This is a genomic window from Bradyrhizobium sp. USDA 376 (genome assembly GCF_054063675.1).
Genome location: NZ_JBSSGN010000001.1, coordinates 7,626,501 through 7,647,902, shown reverse-complemented (window position 1 = coordinate 7,647,902; position 21,402 = coordinate 7,626,501). Strand labels below are relative to the sequence as shown.

Annotated in this window: 24 protein-coding genes; 9 read left to right on the top strand and 15 right to left on the bottom strand. The window is 65.7% G+C overall.

Features of this window, described 5'->3' with window-relative positions; all coding sequences use genetic code 11:
* The first annotated feature begins 4 nt into the window (after positions 1-4).
* Positions 5-1,426, top strand: coding sequence for a serine/threonine protein kinase (locus ACVJ19_RS36045; RefSeq protein WP_453953780.1), 1,422 nt, complete (start codon positions 5-7; stop codon positions 1,424-1,426).
* Between the two features lie 107 nt (positions 1,427-1,533).
* Here ACVJ19_RS36045 and ACVJ19_RS36040 read toward each other — a convergent pair whose 3' ends face one another.
* The 5 genes from ACVJ19_RS36040 to rpe all read right to left on the bottom strand — a co-directional run bounded on the left by ACVJ19_RS36040 (position 1,534) and on the right by rpe (position 3,505).
* Positions 1,534-1,725: a hypothetical protein gene (locus ACVJ19_RS36040; RefSeq protein ID WP_453953779.1), complete on the bottom strand. Its 192-nt coding sequence runs from the start codon at positions 1,723-1,725 to the stop codon at positions 1,534-1,536.
* Between the two features lie 19 nt (positions 1,726-1,744).
* Positions 1,745-1,918 (bottom strand): hypothetical protein, encoded by a 174-nt coding sequence (locus tag ACVJ19_RS36035; RefSeq protein ID WP_453953778.1) that lies wholly within the window; start codon positions 1,916-1,918, stop codon positions 1,745-1,747.
* Positions 1,919-1,923: 5 nt separating this feature from the next.
* Positions 1,924-2,064 (bottom strand): hypothetical protein, encoded by a 141-nt coding sequence (locus ACVJ19_RS36030; protein WP_212343183.1) that lies wholly within the window; start codon positions 2,062-2,064, stop codon positions 1,924-1,926.
* A 90-nt stretch (positions 2,065-2,154) separates the two neighbouring features.
* A complete protein-coding gene (locus tag ACVJ19_RS36025; protein WP_453953777.1) occupies positions 2,155-2,754 on the bottom strand; it encodes a hypothetical protein in 600 nt (199 codons plus the stop codon).
* Between the two features lie 49 nt (positions 2,755-2,803).
* Complete coding sequence (rpe, locus tag ACVJ19_RS36020) at positions 2,804-3,505, bottom strand: ribulose-phosphate 3-epimerase (protein WP_453953776.1); 702 nt, start codon at positions 3,503-3,505, stop codon at positions 2,804-2,806.
* 256 nt (positions 3,506-3,761) lie between these two features.
* Here rpe and ACVJ19_RS36015 point away from each other — a divergent pair, with 256 nt between their 5' ends.
* Positions 3,762-4,556 carry an EF-hand domain-containing protein gene (locus ACVJ19_RS36015; RefSeq protein ID WP_453953775.1) on the top strand — a complete coding sequence of 265 codons (795 nt, stop codon included), beginning with the start codon at positions 3,762-3,764 and terminating at the stop codon, positions 4,554-4,556.
* A 157-nt stretch (positions 4,557-4,713) separates the two neighbouring features.
* Here ACVJ19_RS36015 and ACVJ19_RS36010 read toward each other — a convergent pair whose 3' ends face one another.
* Positions 4,714-5,712 carry a P1 family peptidase gene (locus ACVJ19_RS36010; protein WP_453953774.1) on the bottom strand — a complete coding sequence of 333 codons (999 nt, stop codon included), beginning with the start codon at positions 5,710-5,712 and terminating at the stop codon, positions 4,714-4,716.
* Positions 5,713-5,766: 54 nt separating this feature from the next.
* Positions 5,767-8,577 carry a PAS domain S-box protein gene (locus ACVJ19_RS36005; protein ID WP_456739493.1) on the bottom strand — a complete coding sequence of 937 codons (2,811 nt, stop codon included), beginning with the start codon at positions 8,575-8,577 and terminating at the stop codon, positions 5,767-5,769.
* A 236-nt stretch (positions 8,578-8,813) separates the two neighbouring features.
* Here ACVJ19_RS36005 and ACVJ19_RS36000 point away from each other — a divergent pair, with 236 nt between their 5' ends.
* Positions 8,814-9,200 (top strand): response regulator, encoded by a 387-nt coding sequence (locus ACVJ19_RS36000; protein WP_018645858.1) that lies wholly within the window; start codon positions 8,814-8,816, stop codon positions 9,198-9,200.
* An 80-nt stretch (positions 9,201-9,280) separates the two neighbouring features.
* Here ACVJ19_RS36000 and ACVJ19_RS35995 read toward each other — a convergent pair whose 3' ends face one another.
* From ACVJ19_RS35995 to ACVJ19_RS35975, 5 genes are all read right to left on the bottom strand, one after another.
* Positions 9,281-10,399: a branched-chain amino acid ABC transporter substrate-binding protein gene (locus ACVJ19_RS35995; RefSeq protein WP_453953772.1), complete on the bottom strand. Its 1,119-nt coding sequence runs from the start codon at positions 10,397-10,399 to the stop codon at positions 9,281-9,283.
* 150 nt (positions 10,400-10,549) lie between these two features.
* On the bottom strand, positions 10,550-11,293 hold the full coding sequence (locus ACVJ19_RS35990; RefSeq protein ID WP_212343200.1) for an ABC transporter ATP-binding protein: 744 nt from the start codon (positions 11,291-11,293) through the stop codon (positions 10,550-10,552).
* Entirely contained in the window at positions 11,290-12,132 is an 843-nt protein-coding gene (locus ACVJ19_RS35985) for an ABC transporter ATP-binding protein (RefSeq protein WP_453953771.1), read from the bottom strand. Before ACVJ19_RS35985 ends, ACVJ19_RS35990 begins: the two co-directional genes overlap by 4 nt.
* Positions 12,129-13,448, bottom strand: a complete 1,320-nt coding sequence (gene livM, locus ACVJ19_RS35980; protein WP_453953770.1) for a high-affinity branched-chain amino acid ABC transporter permease LivM — start codon at positions 13,446-13,448, stop codon at positions 12,129-12,131. Before livM ends, ACVJ19_RS35985 begins: the two co-directional genes overlap by 4 nt.
* An 11-nt stretch (positions 13,449-13,459) precedes the next feature.
* On the bottom strand, positions 13,460-14,377 hold the full coding sequence (locus ACVJ19_RS35975; protein ID WP_453953769.1) for an ABC transporter permease subunit: 918 nt from the start codon (positions 14,375-14,377) through the stop codon (positions 13,460-13,462).
* A 281-nt stretch (positions 14,378-14,658) separates the two neighbouring features.
* Between ACVJ19_RS35975 and ACVJ19_RS35970 the strand changes: the two genes are divergently transcribed.
* Together ACVJ19_RS35970 and ACVJ19_RS35965 are read left to right on the top strand one after the other, a co-directional pair.
* A complete protein-coding gene (locus tag ACVJ19_RS35970) occupies positions 14,659-14,826 on the top strand; it encodes a hypothetical protein (RefSeq protein WP_453953768.1) in 168 nt (55 codons plus the stop codon).
* A 264-nt stretch (positions 14,827-15,090) separates the two neighbouring features.
* Positions 15,091-15,630, top strand: coding sequence for a hypothetical protein (locus ACVJ19_RS35965; RefSeq protein WP_453955272.1), 540 nt, complete (start codon positions 15,091-15,093; stop codon positions 15,628-15,630).
* On the opposite strand, the gene ACVJ19_RS35960 is transcribed toward ACVJ19_RS35965, so the two are convergent.
* The 3 genes from ACVJ19_RS35960 to ACVJ19_RS35950 all read right to left on the bottom strand — a co-directional run bounded on the left by ACVJ19_RS35960 (position 15,592) and on the right by ACVJ19_RS35950 (position 18,263).
* On the bottom strand, positions 15,592-15,984 hold the full coding sequence (locus ACVJ19_RS35960) for a carboxymuconolactone decarboxylase family protein (RefSeq protein ID WP_024340834.1): 393 nt from the start codon (positions 15,982-15,984) through the stop codon (positions 15,592-15,594). The genes ACVJ19_RS35965 and ACVJ19_RS35960 overlap by 39 nt on opposite strands.
* 127 nt (positions 15,985-16,111) lie before the next feature.
* Positions 16,112-16,894 carry a 3-oxoadipate enol-lactonase gene (pcaD, locus tag ACVJ19_RS35955; protein WP_453953767.1) on the bottom strand — a complete coding sequence of 261 codons (783 nt, stop codon included), beginning with the start codon at positions 16,892-16,894 and terminating at the stop codon, positions 16,112-16,114.
* A gap of 13 nt (positions 16,895-16,907) precedes the next feature.
* Entirely contained in the window at positions 16,908-18,263 is a 1,356-nt protein-coding gene (locus ACVJ19_RS35950) for a 3-carboxy-cis,cis-muconate cycloisomerase (protein ID WP_453953766.1), read from the bottom strand.
* A 184-nt stretch (positions 18,264-18,447) separates the two neighbouring features.
* On the opposite strand from ACVJ19_RS35950, the gene ACVJ19_RS35945 reads away from it, so the two are divergent.
* The 4 genes from ACVJ19_RS35945 to ACVJ19_RS35930 all read left to right on the top strand — a co-directional run bounded on the left by ACVJ19_RS35945 (position 18,448) and on the right by ACVJ19_RS35930 (position 21,348).
* Positions 18,448-18,894: an SRPBCC family protein gene (locus ACVJ19_RS35945; protein WP_018645847.1), complete on the top strand. Its 447-nt coding sequence runs from the start codon at positions 18,448-18,450 to the stop codon at positions 18,892-18,894.
* Between the two features lie 149 nt (positions 18,895-19,043).
* Positions 19,044-19,529, top strand: a complete 486-nt coding sequence (locus ACVJ19_RS35940; RefSeq protein WP_008137528.1) for a (2Fe-2S)-binding protein — start codon at positions 19,044-19,046, stop codon at positions 19,527-19,529.
* A 27-nt stretch (positions 19,530-19,556) separates the two neighbouring features.
* A complete protein-coding gene (locus ACVJ19_RS35935) occupies positions 19,557-20,363 on the top strand; it encodes an FAD binding domain-containing protein (RefSeq protein ID WP_453953765.1) in 807 nt (268 codons plus the stop codon).
* A gap of 61 nt (positions 20,364-20,424) precedes the next feature.
* Positions 20,425-21,348, top strand: coding sequence for an AAA family ATPase (locus tag ACVJ19_RS35930; protein WP_453953764.1), 924 nt, complete (start codon positions 20,425-20,427; stop codon positions 21,346-21,348).
* Positions 21,349-21,402 lie beyond the last annotated feature (54 nt).

Sequence of the window (21,402 nt, the reverse complement as noted above, 5' to 3'; positions counted from 1 at the left end):
GCCGATGCCGAAACCCCTGGTCAAGTCAGGCGCGGTGATCGACGGCTACACCATCGGCGAATGCGTCCATGCCGGCGGCATGGCGACACTGTGGACCGTCACCCATCCCGGCATCGAGGTGCCGCTGCTGATGAAGATTCCGCGGGTGTCGGAGGGCGAGGACCCGGCCGCGATCGTCTCCTTCGAGATGGAGATGATGATCCTGCCGCGGCTTGCGGGGCCGCACGTGCCCACGTGTTTCGGCACCGGCGATTTTGCGCACCAGGCCTATGTCGTGATCGAGCGCATCTCCGGGACCACGCTCTACAAGCGGCTGCCCGACCTGCCGCTGCCGTATGACGAGGCGCGGCAGCTCGTCGCCAAGGTCGCGACCGCGCTCGCCGACCTGCATCGGCAGAACGTGATCCATCACGACATCAAGCCGAGCAGCATCATGTTTCGCGATAGCGGCGAAGCCGTGCTGATCGACTACGGCCTGTCGCATCACGACCATCTGCCTGATCTTCTGCAGGAGGAGTTTCGACTGCCTTACGGCACCGCGCCCTACATGGCGCCGGAGCGGCTGCTGGGCGTGCGCGACGATCCGCGCAGCGACCTGTTTTCGCTCGGCGTGCTGCTCTATTTCTTCACCACGGGCGAGCGTCCGTTCGGCGAGGGCGAGACGCTGCGCGCGATGCGGCGGAGGCTGTGGCGCGATCCGCATCCGCCGCGCGCGCTTCGCGCCGATTATCCGCCCTGGCTTCAGGAGGTGGTGCTGCGCTGCCTCGAGATCGAGCCGGTGTGGCGCTATCCGACCGCGTCCCAACTCGCCTTCGATCTCGCTTATCCCGACCAGGTCAAGCTCACCGCGCGCTCGGAGCGGCTGAAGCGCGATCCGCTCAGCGTCGCCTGGCGGCGGCGCTTCAATCAGGGCGTCATGGCGCCGCGCGCGAAATCGGATGTCGCAGCTCAAATCGCATCGAGCCCGATCCTGGCGGTCGCGCTCGACACGGTGGAGGGCGCGCCGGAGCTGAACGAGGCGCTGCGCGTCACCACCGAGCGCATTCTCGCCACGCTGCCCTCGGCGCGGCTTGCCTGCGTCAACGTCCTCAAGCTCAACCGCATCGCGATCGACCGGACCCTGGACGAGCAGGGCTCCAACAAGCATATCGACCGCATGGTCGCGCTCCGCCATTGGGCGACGCCGCTGAAGTTAGATGAGAGCCGGCTGTCGGTTCACGTGCTGGAGGCGGTCGATCCCGCGGCGGCGCTGCTGGAGTTCGCCGAGGTCAACCAGGTCGACCACGTCATCATCGGCGCGCGGCAGAGCTCGTTCCGCCGCACGCTGCTCGGCAGCGTCTCGGCCAAGGTGGCCGCGGAGGCGGCCTGCACCGTCACCGTGGTGCGGCCGCCACGAATGGCTGCGGATGCGGATGAGGTTGGCTAAAGCATGATCCGGAAAAGTGCGAAGCGGTTTTCCGGAAAGATCATGCGCAAACAACAACCCAAAGCGCGATGACGATTCCTCCGAATCTCATCGCGCTTGAGACGAAATCAGGCCGCGTGAGCGGTGTGGACGACGCGCTTGCGGCGGATGGGCCAGGAGAATTGCGGATCGGGCTCGCCGTGGTCCGCGCTGCCGCCAAAGTACTGGATGATCTCGCGGCAGGGCTCGCAATTGAACAGGTTACGCGACGCGGATGCCTTGGTCATTTCCTTCAGGCAGTTCGGGCAATGCGGTTTCATGGGGGCGTTCCCGAGATCTTCAGTGGTGGCGCTGCGACGGATGGTCCAGGTCCGAATTGTCGAGCCTGTTATCGTCGACCGGCGCGCCGTCAGTGCGTTCGAACCGACCGAAGAAATAGTCGAGGTTCGGATGCGGGCGCCGCGGAATCCGGCACCTGCGTTTCGGCTGGCGCTTCACGAGGGCGATCTGCATGGGCGTCAGGCCCGATAACGGTCGCGGCGGATGTTGCGGGCCGAACGTGCCGGGGCCTCGACCGGTCCGGCCGATGGGCCGAACACGACAAACGCACTGAAACCAATCCACAACGCCACGCCAGTCCAAACCAGGGTCGTCGTCATGATGTGCTCCCGCGAAAACAGGCAGGAATCACTTGCAGTGATTTGCACGAATCAGTGAAGCCCGGATGAGTACGGGTCGAAGTTGTAATTTTAGGCATCGCGCGCCGCAGCGCCCGTAAGAACCGCAGCTTTTTCCGGGGGCGCCCGCCGTATCTTGCCTGCGCGCGCGGCTTCGAGGATGTCGCGCAGGCGTGGAGCGTCGCGAACGCAGCGAAATCCATAGCGGCCGGTGTAGTCGGTATCGGGCGAACGGGTCGATCGCCCAGATGCGAAGTTGAGGTGGCTGGCGCCGCGGCCGATGTCGAGGATTTCGAAGACTGCGTCCATGGTCCCGAACGGCGTTGGGCTTACCGTCCGTCGGCCCCAGGCCGTTCGCAGGATGAGCGCGCGGCGATCGGTGATCAGATAGAGAGTCTGCAGGTCTTGAAGCAGCATCACCAGTGGGGCCGCAACCATCGCAACCCCGAGCATCAGGAGAGGGTGGACCGCCTGGTCGATCCAATCGGCTCCGGCGGCGACGACGGTCAGCAACAGCCAGGGCCATCCGATCCACCAGAGAAATCGCCACATCATCACGCGGGCGACGCCGTCGGGCTGGCCCTGCCAGATCACCTGCTCGCCGTCCTGCAAGGCCTCGGCGCGCAGGCGCTGCAGGCCTGCGGAAAAGGGAGTGGCGCGGATCTCGTCCATTCCTGTTGGTCGCAGCGGCCGCAAGGCCGGTTCGGACCGCGACCCGCCGTCAGATGGCCTCGCCGCGTGCCCCGAGCGCCGCGTTGCGGATCGCGGCGATGTTGGTCTTGTAGGCGTCCTGAGTGCCGCCCTTGAATACGGAGGTGCCGGCGACGAAGGCGTTGGCGCCGGCCGCGGCCAGCGGGCCTGCGACGTCGGGACCGACGCCGCCGTCGACCTCGATGTCGATCGGACGGCCCGCCGTCATCGCGCGGATGTCGCGGATCTTGCCGATCGCCGAGGGGATGAAGGCCTGGCCGCCGAAGCCGGGATTGACCGACATCACCAGCACGAGGTCGACGAGGTCGAGGACGTATTCGAGTACGCCGATGGGCGTGCCCGGGTTGAGCGAGACGCCGGCCTTCTTGCCGAGCGCGCGGATGGCCTGGAGCGAGCGGTGCAAATGGGGACCGGCCTCCGCATGCACCGTGATGTGGTCGCAGCCGGCCTTCGCGAAGGCCTCGAGATAGGGATCGCAGGGCGAGATCATCAGATGCGCATCGAAGATCTTCTTGGTGTGCGGGCGCATCGCCTTGATGACGTCGGGACCGTACGAGATGTTGGGGACGAAATGCCCGTCCATCACGTCGAGATGGATCCAGTCGGCGCCGGCGGCGTCCACCGCGCGCACTTCCTCGCCGAGCCTGGAGAAATCCGAGGCCAGGATCGAGGGCGCGATGGCCAGGGGGCGGGGGGTGAAGGCTTGGGTCATGGCGCTGTTTCCCGTGGCGGCCGGACGACGAATGGGCCTCGCGTAACATGGGCCTCCGTGGCGGGCAATGCAGCAGGGGCACGCTTCCTGTGGGCGGAAAATTCTGCCGTCTGCGGCATGAATTGCCGGTGTTCCCGCGACCTGCACAGCGTGGCGAATGCGGATTTCATTGAGCTTTTCGCGCTGGCACGACGCTTGCTGACTTCACCTGCAGAACATTGGCCGCGGCATGCCGCGCATCGGTTGGAGTTGTGCAATGTTGTTCGCCCTTGGCGCCGTCTCGAGTGCGCTCGACGCGATCCAGTCGCTGACGAACTCGAAATCGTCGTCGTCGACGCAGAAGACGGGATCCGCGCAGAGCGCGCCGACCAATCCGTTCGCGATCGACAGCGGCAGCAGCACGACCGGCAACGCCACCTCATCGGTCAACGCAGGCAAATATCCGCAGATCTCGCCGGAGACGATGAACGCGTTGTTCGCCGCGCAAAGCCAGTCCTCGGACGGCACCGACAGCGCGACCACCTCGACCTCGTCCAGCTCGACGTCCTCGACCTCGTCGGGCCGCGATGCCGCGCTGAAGCACCTGTTCTCGCAGATCGATGCCGACGGCGACGGCAGCATCACCAAGTCGGAATTCGAGGACGCGCTCGGTGCCGGCGGCACCAATCTGGCGCAGGCCGATGACGTGTTCTCGAAGCTGGATTCGAATTCGGACGGCAGCGTCAGCCTGGATGAGATGTCGAAGGCGCTGAAGGGCGGCCACCATGCCCATGGCGCAAGCGACGCGGACGAGGCCTCCGGCAGCGGCTCGGATTCCTCGTCGTCATCGAGCGGCGGATCGACCTCGACCACGACGACCAATGCCGACGGCTCGACCACCACCACCGTCACCTATGCCGACGGCTTCAAGATGTCGACCACGGTGCCGGGCGCCTCCAGGTCCTCCGCCAATTCGGCCTACGATCTGTTCGCACAGTTGATGCAGCGGCAAGGTGGGCAGGGCCAAGGCGCCTCAACGACTGCCGGCTCGTCCATGTCAATGAGTGTGTGAGCTAAGAGCGCTCTCTCGGCAAATGACGCTGTCGTGCCCCGCGAAAGCGGGGCATCCAGTACGCCGCGGCCCTCCAGTTCAATCACAACCGTCTCTGGAATACTGGATCGCCCGGTCTTCGCCGGGCGATGACACCTGATGTGTGACGGGCGTTTAACTACCCACCGAACCGATCCCTCCACGCCGGCTGCGCGCCGGGGAACGGCAACGCCGTCGCGCTGTAGACGCCGAGGGCGATCGCGCGCGCGACCACATTGGCTGCGACCGTGCCGAGCTCGGTGAGGCCGGCCAGCGGCTCGATCGGCTTCTCGCCGGTCGCAGCCGCAAACAGCACGTCGCCGTCGGTCGGTGCGTGCACCGGATAGATCGCGCGGGCAAAGCCGGTGTGCGCGATCATCGCCAGCCGCTTGGCCTGGGGCTTGGTCAGCACCGCGTCGGTGACGACGGCGCCGATGGTGGTGTTTTCGCGCGCGGTCGCCGCGGGACCGCCCTTGATGCGCATGCGCAGCATGTCTTCAGTGAACTTCCCGGGCAGGCCGCGTCCGCCGAATTCGCCGCCCACCTCGAACGGCGCCGCCCAGAACCACGGCCCGTCGCCGACGGTGACACTGCCGACCGCGTTGACGGCGACGATCGCCGCGACCTTCACGCCGTCAGGCGTCACGGCCGAGGCCGAGCCGAGCCCGCCCTTGAACGTCGCCGTGGTGGCACCGAGACCTGCGCCGGCGCTGCCCAGCGCGAAGTCCGTGCCGGCCGTGGCGGCCGCGGCGTAGCCGAGGTCGCGATAGGGCGAGAAGCGCCCCCAGGCCTTGTCGCCGCCATTGAGGAGGTCGAACAGGATCGCGCCCGGCACGATCGGGATCAGCGCTTCGCGGACCCGGTGCCCGCGACCCTGCTCGGCGAGCCAGGCCTGCACGCCGCCGCCGGTGTCGAGGCCGAAGGCGGAACCGCCCGATAGCGCGATCGCGTCGACGCGCTCGACGGTGTTGGCGAGATCGAGCAGTGCGTCCTCGCGCGTGCCGGGGCCGCCGCCGCGGACGTCGATCGCCGCGACCGCGGGCTGGTCGAAAATGATCGCGGTCGTGCCGGAGGCAACTTTGGCATCCTCGGCATGGCCGACGCGGACGCCGGCGATGTCGGTGAGAAGGTTTTTCAAGGGCGGCACTCCATGCGCTGCTGGTGTCAGCGATAGCGCAGGGATGCCGCAGGCTCAACTGGCGAGCGCGGTCCTGAGCATCTTGGCAAGCTCGGACTTGCGGTAGGGCTTTGCCAGCAGCAGCACGCCGGAATCGAGCCTGCCGTGATGGACGATGGCGTTCTCGGTGTAGCCCGAGGTGAACAGCGTCTTCAGGTCGGGGCGGCGGCGGGCGGCCTCGTCGGCGAGCTGGCGGCCGTTCATGGAGCCCGGCATGATGATGTCGGTGAAGAGCAGGTCGATGTTCTTGTCGGCGTCGATGATGGTGAGGGCTTCGGCCGCGTTGGCGGCCTCGAGCGCGGCATAGCCGAGGCTCTTGACCTGGGTCACCACATATTGCCGCACCAAGGCGTCGTCCTCGACGATGAGGATCTTCTCGTCGCCGCCGGTGATGGGGACGTTCTGCAGCGCCTCGAACTCGGTCTCCTGCACGCCGGTCGAGCGCGGCAGGTAGATCTTCACGCTCGTGCCGTGGCCTTCCTCGCTGTAGATCTTGATGTGTCCGCCGGACTGCTTGACGAAGCCGAACACCATGCTGAGCCCGAGGCCGGTGCCCTTGCCGACTTCCTTCGTGGTGAAGAACGGGTCGAACACCCGATCGATCAGATCGGCCGGGATGCCGCTGCCGGTGTCGCTGACAGCGATCATCACGTAATTGCCGGCGGTGACGTCGGGGTTCATGCTGGCATAGCCGTCGTCGAGGAAGACGTTGCGGGTCTCCAGCACCAGTGTGCCGCCGTCGGGCATGGCATCGCGCGCGTTCAGCGCCAGGTTGAGGATCGCGGTGGAGAGCTGGCCCGGGTCGACCAGCGTCGGCCAGGCATCCTCGGTGAGCTGCGGCATGATGGTGATCTGCTCGCCCAGCGTCGGATGCAGGAGCTTGGCGGCCTCGAGCGCCAGCGCATTGACGTCGATCTCGCGCGGCTGGAGCGGCTGCTTGCGGGCGAAGGCGAGCAGATGCTTGGTCAGTTGCGCGCCGCGCTCGGCGGCATCGTCGATCAGCTTGGTGATGGCGGCAAGCTCGGGCCGGTCGGCCACGGCATCCGCCAGGATGCCGATCGTGCCGGTGATGACGGTCAGCACGTTGTTGAAGTCGTGGGCGACGCCGCCGGTGAGTTGGCCGATGGAGTCCATCTTCTGGACCTGCCTGAGCTGGGCCTCGGCGGCCTGCTTCTCGGTGAGGTCGCGGCCGATGAAGAAATGGCGTTTCACCGGCTCGGACCAGGTGCCCATCCAGTTCAGCGTGACCTCGTGACCGTCGCGGTGGTAGTAGCGCGCCTCGAAGCTGCGCTTGACCGCCCCGCGCCGTGCCGCGCGCATCTCGCCCCGGGTCTTCTCGAGGTCGTCGGGGTGGATGAACTCGATCGCGCTGTGCCCGACCATGTCCTCCGGGCTGAAGCCGAGGATGGTCTTCACGCTGGGGCTGACCTGGATGAAATTGCCAAAACCGTCGGTGACCAGGATCAGGTCCTGCGAGGTCTCGAAGATGCGCTGGCGCTCCTCGATCTCGCGATTGAGAGCCATCTCGGCTCGCTTCCGCTCCGTCACGTCGCGGGCCACCTTGGAGGCGCCGATGATCTTGCCGTCGGTTGATCGCAGCGGGACCTGGCTCAGCACCACGTCGATCGGTTGGCCGTTCTTGTGCAGCCGCACCGCCTCCAGCTGGTCGATGACCTCGCCATTGCGGGTGCGTGCCAGGTTCTCGGCGATGTCTTCACGCTGGTCGTCCGGCATGATGATGTCGATGGAGCGGCCGACCGCCTCGCTGGCGGAGTAACCGAAGACGCGCTCGGCGGCGTGGTTCCAGGTCGTGATCGTGCCGTCGAGCGACTTGGTGATGATGGCGTCGTTGGAGGATTCGACGACCGCGGTGAACAGCCGCTCGCGTTCGGCGTGATAGTCGCGCTCGGCGTCCGACCTGCGTTTCAATGCGCCGACCATGCCCGCGGTCTGGGCCTGGAGACGGACGTTCTCGACCAGCAGCACCGCGAGCACGAAGGTCGCCGAGCAGAGGCCGTAGAGGCGGCCGGCATAGAAGCCGAGATCGAACCGTGCGACGTTTACGATCGCCGAGAGCGCGATGTCGAACAGCCAGGCGCACATCACGACCATGAGCCAGATGTCGATCACCGAATGCGGCTTGCGAAACCACAGCGAGACGAGTGCGGCAAAGCTCAGCGACCAGACGAAGGACACGACGCCGATCATGGTCGGCGTGTAGCGGCCGTCGCGCAGCAGGACCGGGAGCAGGTCGTGCTGGGCGGTGACGATCCAGGTCAAGACGGCCATGGCGGCGATGACGCCGAACACGATGGTGCAGATCGCGCCGGCCGTCGTGCCGCGAATCCTGGCGCCGCCATCGGCCTCCTTCAACCAGGCATAGCCCAGCACGCAGAGGGGAAAGCCGGCGTGCCAGATCATGTAGAGCCAGACCGTGGTCTGCCGGCCCGCGCCGAAAAGCCCGGTCGGCGTGAACAGGCCGGGGAAGGTGAGGGCATGGACCAGCGCGGCGGCGGCGGTGAACAGATAACCGGTCGCGAGCCACAGCAGCGCGCGGGTCCGCAAGACCGCAAACTGCGACAGCAGCAGCACCGCGGTGATGATGTCGCTGACGGCGAGAGCGGACTGATAACTTGCGACAAACGCCGGGACTGGCAGGAGCGGGATACCTGCGAAGGGGACGGCCAGCGCAAACAGGATCGCGGACACGCCAACGATCGCCAATGCGGCGGTGCGGTCGGTCGAGGTGGCCGGCAGGGTCGAAAGGAATGTGCTTCGGTCGATCGTTGCGGGCACGTCCACCTCTCGCAGAGCGGTCTTCGCCATCATCGACGTCATTCGGATTTGCCGTGGGCCTCTATGGTAGCGGGTTATAGGCTCGTATCCTGTACCGCTGCGGCCGCGACTCAACCGAAGGTTACAGTTTACTTAATTTGGGTGGGGACGCGGAATAGGTCGGGGTAAGATGCGCTTTACTGAACGGTGCCATAATGCCCTTCCGCCGTGGTGGGTTCCAGGTTTGAATCATTCGATTTGATCTCGATATCCGGGAGTAGTTCCCTATGCCCCGCGTTCTCATTATCGACGACCAGAAGGACGTTCGCGCCATGGTCGCGATCGTGCTCCGGGTCAATCGTTTCGAGGTCGTGGAGGCCGAAAGCGGCGCGGCCGGGCTGAAAGCCTTTGCGGAAAGCCCGTGTGACGCGGCAATCGTCGATATCTTCCTTGGCGACACCAGCGGCGTCGACGTCATCGCGAGCCTGCGCGAGCGTGCGCCGGGGCTTCCCATCATTGCGGTGTCCGGGATGACGACACTCGATTTCCTGGACCAAGCGCCTCACCTCGCCAATGTGGTCTGCCTGCAAAAGCCGTTTCGGCCGAACGACCTCCTGCAGGCACTGCGGAAGGCCCAGACAGCGGCCGGCGGCGAGCTGCCCGCCGCCGTCTGACTTTGGCGCAAGAAGAAACGCCCCGGGGCAAGCCGGGGCGTTGTGAGGGGTGGATGGCAGCCTGAGGCCCGGCAAGCGGGTTAGGTGCCGTTGCCCTTGATCTCGGCGTAGCCGCCCTTGGCGTCCCACTTGTAGACGACGTAATCGATCTGCTTGATGTCGCCCTTGGCGTCATACTCGATCGGGCCGATCACGGTGTCCCACTTGCCGGCCTTCATCGCCTCCATGACCTTCTTGGCGTCGGTGGTGCCCGCCTTCTTGGCCGCCTGCGACCACACCTGCATCGCCGCGTAGGTGTAGAGCGTATAGCCTTCGGGGTCGATGTTCTTGGCCTTGAAGGCATCGACGATCTTCTTGGCGGTCGGCTTGTTGCGCGGATCGGGGCCGAAGGTGAACAGGGTGCCTTCGCCGGCGGGGCCGGTGATGGAGGCGTACTCCTTGTCGGCGAGGGCGTCGCCGGCCATCAGGATGGTCTTGAGGCCCTGGTCACGCATCTGGCGCAGGATCAGGCCGCTCTCCTGATGGTAGCCGCCGACATAGACGAGGTCGATGTTGTCACGCTTCAGGCGCGAGACGATCGCGTTGAAGTCCTTGTCGCCCTTGTTATAGGACTCGTACATCTTCTCGGTGATGCCGGCCTTGTTGAGTGCCTTCTTGGTCTCGTCGGCAAGACCCTTGCCGTAGGTGGTCTTGTCGTTGAGGATCGCGATGTTCTTGCCCTTGAAGTTCTTGGCGATGTACTGCGCCGCGATCAGGCCCTGCTGATCGTCACGGCCGCAGACGCGCGCCACGTTCCAGAGCTTGCGCTCGGTGAAGAGCGGGTTGGTCGAGGCCGGGGTGATCTGAAGGACGTTGCCGTCCGCATAGGCCTCTGAGGCGGGGATCGACGACGACGAGCAATAGTGCCCGGCGACGAAGGGGATCTTGGAGCCGGCGATCTTCTCGGCGATCGAGCGTGCCTGCTTCGGATCGCAGGCATCGTCCTCGACGGAGAGCGCAAGCTTCTTGCCGTTGACGCCGCCGGCGGCGTTGATGTCGGCCACCGCCATCTCGGCGCCGTTCTTCATCTGGCGGCCGAAGGCGGACTCGCCGCCGGTCATCGGGCCTGCGACTGCGATGGTGACATCCTGCGCGAATGCCGCGCTCGACAGCGCGATCGACGCGCCGAATGCCAGACCGATGAGCTTCAGTGATTTCATGAGATACCTCGCGGGTGGTCGCCTGTGGAAGTCGCCGGGCATGCCCGGTCCAAACCGGCCCCATTCTTGAATGAATTCGAGGAGAAGTCACCGGCAAAATACGGGCATTGGCGGAGATATCTCGCCGCATTGCGCTGCATATGGCCGCGCTCAGCCGTGCCGGCCGCCTTCCAGATAGGCGGCGCGAATCTCGGGGCGCTGCAGCAACTCGGCGCCGGTCCCGGCCAGCGTGATCAGGCCATTGACCATGACATAGCCGCGGTGGGCGAGCTTGAGCGCATGGTTGGCGTTCTGCTCGACGATCAGGACAGTCAGGCCGTCCTGCCGGTTCAGGGTGCGGATCGCGTCGAAAATCTGGCGGGCGATCAGCGGCGCGAGCCCGAGCGAGGGCTCGTCGAGCAGGAGCAGGCGGGGACGGCTCATCAGGGCACGGCCGATCGCCAGCATCTGCTGCTCGCCGCCGGACAGGGTTCCGCCGCGCTGGGCGTAGCGTTCCTTCAGCCGCGGAAACAGTGTGAAGACGCGCTGCAGCGTCGCCTCGCGCTCCGCGTCGGTGCATCCGGTGGCATCGGCCCCCATCTGGAGGTTTTCCGCCACGCTCATGCGCGGGAAGATGCGGCGGCCCTCCGGCGATTGCGCGATGCGCAAATGCGCGATCTCATGGGTCGGCACGTCGGTGATGTCGCGGCCTTCGTACAGGATCTGGCCGGCGCGGGCCCGCGGCTTGCCGAAGATCGTCATCATCAGCGTCGACTTGCCGGCGCCGTTGGCGCCGATCAGCGCCACGATCTCGCCGGCATTGATCTCGACGTCGACGCCCTTCAGCGCCTCGATCTTGCCGTAGGCGGCGCGCAAGGACCGGATCGCGAGCAGGGGAGTGGGTGCCGCCGTCACGTCCCGCCCTCCATCACGGCCGCCGCCTCTTCCTCGTCGGTGCCGAGATAGGCGGCGATCACCTTGGGATCGTCGCGGACCTCGCGCGGCGTGCCTTGCGCGATCTTCACCCCGTGGTCCATCACCACGATGTGGTCGGAGATTTCCATCACCACCGACATGTCGTGCTCGATCAGCAGGATCGAGGTGCCATCGTTGCGGATCGAGAGCAAAAGCTCGCTGAGAGCGGCGCTCTCGCGCGCGTTGAGGCCGGCGGCGGGCTCGTCGAGGCACAAAAGCGCGGGTTCGGTGCACATCGCGCGCGCGATCTCGAGCCGGCGCTGGTCGCCATAGGCGAGGTTGCCGGCGGCGTCGTCGGCGCGGTCGAGCAGGTTGACGCGCCTCAGCCAGTCGGTGGCGAGATCGATCGCGTGCTTCTCGGCGTCCCGGTACACGGGCGCGCCGACGAGGCCTAGCAGGGTGAAGCCGGAGGCGCGCATCAAGGCATTGTGCTGCGCCACCATCAGGTTTTCCAGCGCGGTCATGCCGGGAAACAGGCGGATGTTCTGGAAGGTGCGCGCGACCTTGGCCTGCTTGGCGATGCGGAAATCGTTCAGCCGCTCCAGCGCGATGACCCGGCCGTCGTCATGGGTGAGGCGGATGGTGCCGCCGGTCGGCTTGTAGAAGCCGGTGATGCAGTTGAAGACGGTGGTCTTGCCGGCGCCGTTCGGTCCGATCAGCGCGGTGATCTTCTTCCGCTCGGCGGCGAAGGAGAGATCCTGAACGGCGACGATGCCGCCGAAGCGCATGGTCAGCCGGTCGACGCCAAGAATCTTGTCGCTAGTCTTGTCGCCGCTCATCCGTGCCCTTCCTTGACGAGGTCGGAGGAGATCGCCTTCGCCTTGGTCAGATACACGGTCGGGGCACGATGGCCGATCAGGCCGCGCGGCCGCCAGATCATGATCAGCACCATGGCCATGCCGAACACCAGCATGCGGTAGGTCTCGAGGCCGCGGAACAGCTCGAAGCCGCCGATCATGGCGAGCGCGGCGAGCGCGACGCCGAGCTGCGAGCCCATGCCGCCGAGCACGACGATGGCCAGCACCAGCGCCGATTCCTGGAAGGTGAAGGATTCCGGACTGATGAAGCCCTGGCGGGTGGCGAAGAACGCCCCGGCGAAGCCGCCGAACATGGCGCCGGTCGCAAATGCCGTGAGCTTCGTCGTCGTGGTGTTGATGCCGAGCGCGCGGCAGGCGACCTCGTCCTCGCGCAGCGCCTCCCAGGCGCGGCCGATCGGCAGGCGGCGCAGGCGGATCGTCACCCAGTTGGTGAGCAGCGCCAGCGCCAGGATCAGGTAGAACAGGAAGACGATGCGGTGGGTCGAGGAGTACTCGATGCCGAGTTTTGCTGCTAACCCGTCATCGCTGTTGTCGAGCGGGATGCCGAAGAAGGTGGGACGCGGAATGCCGGAGACCCCGTTCGGGCCTCCGGTCAGGCTCTGCCAGTTGATGATGACGAGGCGGATGATCTCGCCGAAGGCCAGCGTCACGATGGCGAGATAGTCGCCGCGCAGCCGCAGCACGGGAAAGCCGAGCAGCACGCCCCAGAACGCGGCGAGGATGCCGGCGAGCGGCAGGCAGATCCAGAACGACCAGCCGAAATTGGTGGCGAGCAGCGCGTAGGAATAGGCGCCCACCGCATAGAACGCGACATAGCCGAGATCGAGCAGGCCGGCGAGCCCGACCACCACGTTCAATCCCCAGCCCAGCATCACATAGGTGAGTACGAGGATCGCGAGATCGAGGATGTAGCGCTGGTTATAGAAAATGACGGGTACCAGCAGCGTGAAGATCAGAAGCGCCGGCGCGAGGTAGCGGCCGACGAACGACATTCCGCTTTGTATCGCCGGCGGCACCAGCTTCTCGGTGCCGGTCGGGCCGATCCACTGCCGCAATAGCTCGATCACGATCGAGCCGCCGAACACGATGCCGACGAGGGAGGCGAGCTCGCCAAAACGCGTCATATAGGTGAGCTGGCCGTCGGAGCCTGCCTCGGTGCGGATACCGACCATCAGCGAGAACAGCACCAGCGCGACGAGGGCGTTGATGAAGGCGGTCTTGAGGAGGGCAAGGATGCCCGTTGCAGGTTTGGCTGTATTGAGCGAGGGAGCCGTCACGCGCGCGCCCGTCAGACTTTTTCGACTTCGGGACGGCCGAGCAGGCCGGTCGGCATGAAGATCAGCACGACGATCAGGATCGAGAACGCCGCGACGTCCTTGTACTCGACCGAGAAATAGGCCGACCAGAACGTCTCGATCAGGCCGATCGCAAGCCCCCCGAGCATGGCCCCCGGCAGCGAGCCGATGCCGCCGAGCACGGCGGCGGTGAACGCCTTGATGCCGGCGACGAAGCCCATGAAGAAGTCGACCAGGCCGTAATAGAGCAGGTACATCAGGCCGGCGACCGCGGCGAGCGCCGCGCCGATCACGAACGTCATGGAGATGGTGCGGTCGACGTCGACGCCGAGCAGCGCCGCCATGGTCTGGTCCTGCTCGCAGGCGCGCATGTCGCGCCCGAGCCGCGTCCGCGACACCAGCCAGGTGAAGATCGCCAGCAGCACGATGGTGGTGATGACCACCATGATCTGGATGTTGGAGAGCTGGATGACGAAGCCGTCCGTGCTCTCGTGCAAGGTGTAGCCGCCGGTGATGAAGGGCGGGATCGGCTTGACCCGGGCGCCCTGCGCCACCTGCGAGTAGTTGGTCAGCACGAAGGACATGCCGATCGCCGACAGCATCGGGGCGAGGCGGAAGGAATGCCGCAGCGGCCGGTAGGCGATGCGCTCGATGGTCCAGCCGTAGAGCGCGGTGATCGCCATCGACACCAGCAGCACGACGAGCAGGATCACGGGGATCGCGGTGAGGCCGAGCGAAACCAGGATCAGAAAGGTGATCAGGGCGATGAAGCCGCCGATCATGAAGACGTCGCCATGGGCGAAATTGATCATGCCGACGATGCCGTAGACCATCGTGTAGCCGATCGCGATCAGGCCGTAGATGGAACCGAGCACGAGGCCGTTGATGAGCTGCTGGGCGAAATAATCCATAGGCTGCCGTTACCAAACCTAAAGCGGCTCAAAGGGAGCTCTTCGAGAGAGAGTGCTAGAGTTTCTTCTCGGGCCCCGGCAGCCCTTGAGCGTTCTGCTGGTTTTGTAACAGGAGGGAACTGGCCGCCGCAACAGCTCACGCCTCGGCAGAAGGTATTGTACAGAGGTCATTTTTCGGTTTCCGGGTTCTGCACTTGCGAGGAACCGGGTTCCCAGGGCAACCAAAGTCGAGGTCCGCCGTTATCACCGTTCTCTGACGCCCAACAAGGGAGTTCCCCCGAATGACGAAGCAGCAGAACCAGAATCCGGGTCAGCAGAATCAGAACCCCGGCCAGCGCAACCCGCAGCAAGGCGGCGGCCAGAAACCCGGACAGCAGCAGCAGGATCCGATGCGCCAGGGCGATCGGCCCGGCCAGCAGCAGGGCGGCCAGCGCGATCAGGACGAGTAGTTTGGGAGCCCGGGAGTAGCAGTGGCCTCGCCGCAAGGCGGGGCCTTTTTCTTTGCTTGGTGTCATTCCGGGGCGGCGCGAAGAGCCGGGCCCGGAATCTCGAGATTCCGGGCCCGGTGCTGACGCACCATCCCGGAATGACGACGTCTGTGGCGGCCAGTTAAGGTAAACAAAGGGTTTAAATTGCCGCCACAGTCCGGTGCGAGTTAGCTCCCCGCAAAGCCTTCCCCTCGAAGGCGGATGGCAGGCGAAGCGGGTAGCGGCATGTTCAGGAATTGGCGGATCGGCTCGGTCAATGGCGCGCTGCTGGCGGCCTATTTCATCCCGGCCTGGGCGCTGGTCGCCTTCAACATCTTTGTTGCCCCGGTGCACGGCCTCTACGAGCGGCCGAGCGTCGCGGTGGCGCTGTTCCTCAGCGATCATCTCCAGATGGCGGGGATGGACACGGTGCGCGCGGCCTGGCTGCTGGCACTGGGACGGCTGACCGTCGTGGCGTTCTTTGCGATCTACCTCGCGCTGCTGTGCATTCCCCGGACCCGCAGGAATGGCGGCAGTGACGAGGCGCTCGGCATTGCGCTGGCGATCGGCAGCCTGATCTCGTTTGCGAGCATGGTCATGGCCTCGAAGGTCGGCGAGATGGCCGCCCTCCGTCTGCATGCCACCGAGCTTCTGCTGCTGCTGGGGGCTGCGATCGTGCTGGTGATCGAGCGGCCGGAGGCGCCGCCCAAGGCCGTCGAGGCCGCCGCGCCGCCAAGTCTTCAGCCGCTAGGTCTTGAGCAGGCCGAGCTCCTGCACAATCGCTGAGGCTTCCTTGACGGCGTGGTTCGCCGCCGGCACGCCGCAATAGATCGCCTGCTGCAGCAGGATTTCCTTGATGTCATCGGGCGTGAAGCCGCCCTCGGCGAGCGCCGCGCGCACGTGCAGGCGGAATTCGTCCCATTGGCCGAGCGCGACCATGGTGCCGATCACGAGCACGCGCCGCGTGCGCTCGTCGAAATGCGGCCGCGTCCAGATCTCGCCCCAGGCATAGCGCGTGATCAGGTCCTGGAAATCGGTGTTGAAGGCATTGCGGTTCGCGATCGATTTGTCGACCCAGGCATTGCCCAGCACTTTTCGCCGAACGTTCATGCCGGCATCGCGGCGCTTCTGGTCGTCCATGGTGTTTCCTCCGGTGAGTCATTCCGGGGCGCCTCGAAGAGGCGAACCCGGAATCTCGAGATTGTGAATGCCGATCGAGATTCCGGGTTCGATGCTTTGCATCGCCCCGGAATGACGATGGGCGCGGCTAGCGCTGTGTCAGAAAGCCCACCACCGCATCCGTGAACGTATGCGGCTGCTCGACATTCGAGATGTGCGCGGCGTCGATGATGGTCATGCTCGCGCCGGGAATGCTGGAGCGGATCAGCTCGGCCGCCGGGATCGGCGTCGCCATGTCGTGGCGGCCGGCGATCACCAGTGTGGGGCTCTTGATCTTCGGCAGCAGCGCGCGCTGGTCGAGCGTCGACAGTGCCTCGCAGCAGGCGAGGTAGCCCTCGACGGGCGAGGCCAGCAGCATCGATTTCATCTTCGCCGTGATCTCAGGCTCGCGCTCGCGGAAATCCTGGGTGAGCCAGCCCGCAAGCACGGCATCGGCGACCGCTGCGATACCACCCTTCTTCACCGCGTCGATGCGCTCCAGCCATTTGGTCGGCTCGGCATAGTAGCAGGAGGTGTTGGCGAGGATCAGCTTGCCGAAACGCTCCGGCGCATTCGCGCCCAGCCATTGTCCGACCATGCCGCCCATCGACAGGCCGCACCAATGTACCTTCTCGATGTTGAGGTCGTCGAGGATCGCGAGCACGTCGCGGCCGAACCGCTCCATCGTGTAGGGACCGGGCGGCACGTTCGACTTGCCATGGCCGCGGCGGTCGTAGCGAATGACGCGGAACACCTGCGTCAGCGCCTTCATCTGCGGCTCCCACATCTGCAGCGTGCAGCCGAGCGAGTTGGACAGCATCAGGGTCGGCCCGCCGTCGCGGCCCTCGACGGAGACGTTGATGAGGCAACCGTCGGCATCGATCATGGGCATGCGGCGTCTCCGTCTATTCTCGCTCAAGGCTGTCCAGCAGGCGGTCGATCAGGGCCTGCGAAGCCCCTTGATAGGCCATCGGCTCGAACAATGCCGCAATTTTTTCCGGCGCTAGATGCGCGGTGACCTGCGAATCGGCTGACAGCACCTCACGCAGATGCTTCTTCTCGGCGACCGCGCGCTTGCTCGCGGCTTCGACGAGATGATGCGCATCGCTCTTGCCGATCTTGTCGGCCAGGGCAAAGGTGACGGCCTCGGCCATGATCAGCCCGTGCGTCGCGTCGAGATTGCTGCGCATGCGCGCGGCATCGACGTCGAGGCCCTCGGCGATGTCGACGATCGCCGCGAGCGCGCCGGAGGCGACCAGCATCAATTGCGGCAGCGTCGGCCATTCCGCGTGCCAGGGTCCGGCGCTGCGCTCATGGTCCTGCACCTGCGCGGCGAAAATCGTCGCGGCGAGCTGCGGCGCCATGGTGGCTGCGCCGAGTGCGCTTGCGGCGGCCACCGGGTTGCGCTTGTGCGGCATGGTCGATGAGCCGCCGCGACCCTCGCCGGCGGGCTCGAACGCTTCGCCGACATCGGTCTGCATCAGCAGCGAGACGTCGCGCGCGATCTTGCCGCAGCTCCCGGCCAAAATCGCGAAGCTTGAAGCAGCCTCCGCGATGCGGTCGCGATGGGTGTGCCAGGGCGCTTCCGGCAGCGGCAGGTTCAGCTCATGCGCCAATCTTTCCGCAACGACGAGACCCTTGTCGCCGAGAGCGGCGAGCGTGCCGGCCGCGCCGCCGAATTGCAGTGCCAGGCCCTCGCGGCGCAGCCGCCGCAGGCGGCAGCGGGCACGGGCGAGGCTCGACGCGTATTCCGCGGCCTTGAGCCCGAACGGCATCGGCAGCGCGTGCTGGAGCCAGGTCCGTGCCACCATGGCGGTGCTGCGATGGGCGCGGGCGAGCGCCGCAAAACCCTTGATGGCGCGGCTGAGGTCGGCATCGAGTGCATCGATGCCGGCGCGAAGGGTGAGCATGGTCGCGGTGTCGATGACGTCCTGGCTGGTCGCGCCCCAATGCACGTAGCGCGCGGCCTCCGCATCGGCTTTCGCGACATTCGCGGTCAGCGTCTTCACCAGGGGAATCGCGAGATTGCCGGATCGCGTCGCGGCATCGGCCAGGGCTGCGATGTCGAAGGAAGGGGCCTTGCAGGCGGCTTCAATCGGCCCAACGGCGGCCGCGGGAATCACGCCCGTAGCGGCCTCGGCCCGCGCCAGCGCTGCCTCGAAATCGAGCATGTTCTGCAGGGTCGACTGGTCGTCGCAGACGGCGCGCATGGCCGCGCTGGACAGCATCGGCGCGAGCAGGGGGGAGAGGGATGTGCTCATATCGTCCGGGACCTAACCATCATGGCCCGGCTCTGCCAATCCAAATCCGCTCGCGCAAGCTTTTTGCAGTTGCGAATATGCATTGCACGTGACCGGGGGTGCCCTTTCCTTTGCGGCCTCCGTACGTTACTTGAGCAGCACTATAGTTTGCGCGATCCAGGTTCGAGATTCCGGGAGGCACCCCATGGCCATGACAATGAACGGCGAAGTCCAGCTCGCAGCGCCGCGCGAGGCCGTGTGGGCCAAGCTCAACGATCCCGAGGTGCTGAAGGCCTGCATCCCCGGCTGCGAGGAGCTGGAGAAGACCGACGACGGCGGCTTCCGTGCAACGGCAAAAATGAAGGTCGGGCCGGTGTCGGCGCGCTTCAAGGGCAAGGTGATGCTCTCAGATCTCGACCCGCCGAACGGCTACAAGATCTCAGGCGAAGGCGAGGGCGGGGTGGCTGGCTTTGCCAAGGGCGGGGCCGCGGTCAAGCTCGCGGAGAAGGACGGCGGCACGCTGCTCTCCTACGATGTCGAGGCGCAAATCGGCGGCAAGTTGGCGCAGCTCGGACAGCGCCTGATCAACGGCACCGCCAAGAAGCTGGCCGACGAGTTTTTCGCGAACTTCGCCAAAGCTGTACAGGGCTAGCGGTACAGGGCTGAAACCTATCGCCTTTTGGCATGGCGCCTTGCGTCCGGGGTGATGTTGCCCCAGGGGACAATGGCCCATATGATGGGTTGGAATAATTATAAGAACCGCTTCGACGGGACCCGTCGGGGCGCTGATAGAGAGTGCTTATGGCAAAAATCTCCCTCATCGTGAACGGCAATCCAGTCACGGCCAACGTCGATCCCCGCACGCTTCTGGTGCAGTTCCTGCGCGAGAATCTGCGCCTGACCGGCACCCATGTCGGCTGCGACACCTCGCAGTGCGGTGCCTGTGTCGTGCATCTCGACGGCAAGGCTGTGAAGTCCTGCACCACGCTTGCCGTGATGGCCGACGGTCACGAGGTCAAGACGATCGAGGGACTGGCCGCCGACGGCGCGCCGCTGCATCCGATGCAGGAAGCCTTCCGCGAGCACCATGGCCTGCAGTGCGGCTTCTGCACCCCGGGCATGATCATGACCGCGATCGACATCGTGCACCGCAAGGGCAACGAGCTCGACGACCACACCATCCGCGAGGAGCTGGAAGGCAATCTCTGCCGCTGCACCGGCTACCAGAACATCGTCGCCTCGATCTCCGCCGGCGCCAAGGCGATGGCGAAATCCGATCTCGCGTAACGCGCCCCCCGCGATCAGGACATTCAGATGTACGAATTCAAATATCATCGCCCCGGCACCGTGCGCCAGGCGGCTAACCTGCTGGTGAAGAACGAGGACGCCAAGGTGATCGCCGGCGGCCACACGCTGATTCCCGTCATGAAGCAGCGCCTCGCAAGCCCGCCGCATCTGGTCGACCTCTCCCACATCGAGGGGCTCGACACGATCGAGATGAAGGGCCGTTCGCTGGTGATCGGCGCTACCGCCAAGCACGCGGAGGTCGCGACCTCCGCGGTCGTCGGTGAGGCGATCCCGGCGCTGGCGAGCCTTGCCGGCGGGATCGGCGATCCCGCCGTACGCCACAGGGGCACGATCGGCGGCTCGCTCGCCAACAACGATCCGACCGCGGACTATCCGGCTGCGGTGCTTGCGCTCGGCGCCACCATCGTCACCAACAAGCGCCGCCTCAAGGCCGAAGAGTATTTCCAGGGCCTGTTCTCGACCGCGCTGGAAGCCGACGAGATCATCACCAAGGTGATGTTCCCGCTGCCGAAGAAGGCCGCCTACGTCAAATTCCGCAACCAGGCCTCGCGCTACGCGCTGGTCGGCGTGTTCGTCGCGCGCCGTCCGTCGGACGTGCGGGTCGCCGTCACCGGCGCCGGGTCTGAAGGCGTGTTCCGTGTCACCGCATTCGAGGAAGCGCTGAAGAAGCGCTTCTCCTCGAAGGTGCTCGATGGCATCGACGTGCCGGCGGAAGGCCTCAACAGCGACATCCACGGCAGCGCCGAATACCGCGCGCATCTCATCGGCGTGCTGACGCGGCGGGCGGTCGACGCGGCCAACGCGAAGGAATAAGCGGGCCACCAACTGGCCCGATACTTGCCCCGTGTGAGGGCGTAAACGAGACTGGCCTTTCATGACTTCAGCGGCCAATACTTCCGGTGCCATGCCGGCATCGGTCGATGCGATGCTCGAACTCTTGACCTCGCGCGGCTATCTGGCCGAGCGGTCGCTGGCGACGGTGACCTATCTGTCGCTGCGCATGGGCCGGCCGCTGTTTCTGGAAGGCGAGGCCGGCGTCGGCAAGACCGAGATCGCAAAGGTGCTCTCGGTGGCGCTGGGACGGAAGCTGATCCGCCTGCAGTGCTATGAAGGTCTCGATGTCTCCTCCGCGGTCTACGAGTGGAACAGCGCGGCCCAGATGATCGCGATCCGGATGGCGGAGGCCGCCGGCGATACCGATCGCGATCAGCTGTCGAGCGACATCTTCGCCGATCGCTACATGATCAAGCGGCCGCTGCTCCAGGCGCTGGAGCCCGACGTTGCCGGTCCGCCGGTGCTGCTGATCGACGAACTCGACCGCGCCGACGAGGCGTTCGAAGCCTACCTGCTCGAAATCCTCAGTGACTTCCAGGTGACCATCCCAGAATTCGGCACCGTGAAGGCGCCGCATCCGCCGATCGTCATCATCACCTCCAACCGCACCCGCGAGATCCACGACGCGCTGAAGCGGCGCTGCCTCTATCACTGGGTCGATTATCCCGCCGCCGAGCGCGAGCTTGCGATCGTCAAGACGCGCGTGCCCGGCATCTCCGCCAAGCTGTCGCAGCAGGTCGTCCGCTTCGTGCAGGCGCTGCGCAACCAGGACTTCTACAAGTCGCCCGGTGTTGCCGAGACCATCGACTGGGCCACCGCTCTGTCCGAGCTCGACGCCCGCTCGCTGACGCCGCAAGTGGTCGGCGACACGCTGGGCGCGCTGCTCAAGTACCAGGACGACATCACCCGGATGCAGGGCGACACCCTGCAGAAGGTGCTGAAGGAAGCGACGAGCGAGAATTGATCGTCGTCGTTCAGGGGCGATGCGTAGCATCGAACTATGGTGCGCAATTGCGCA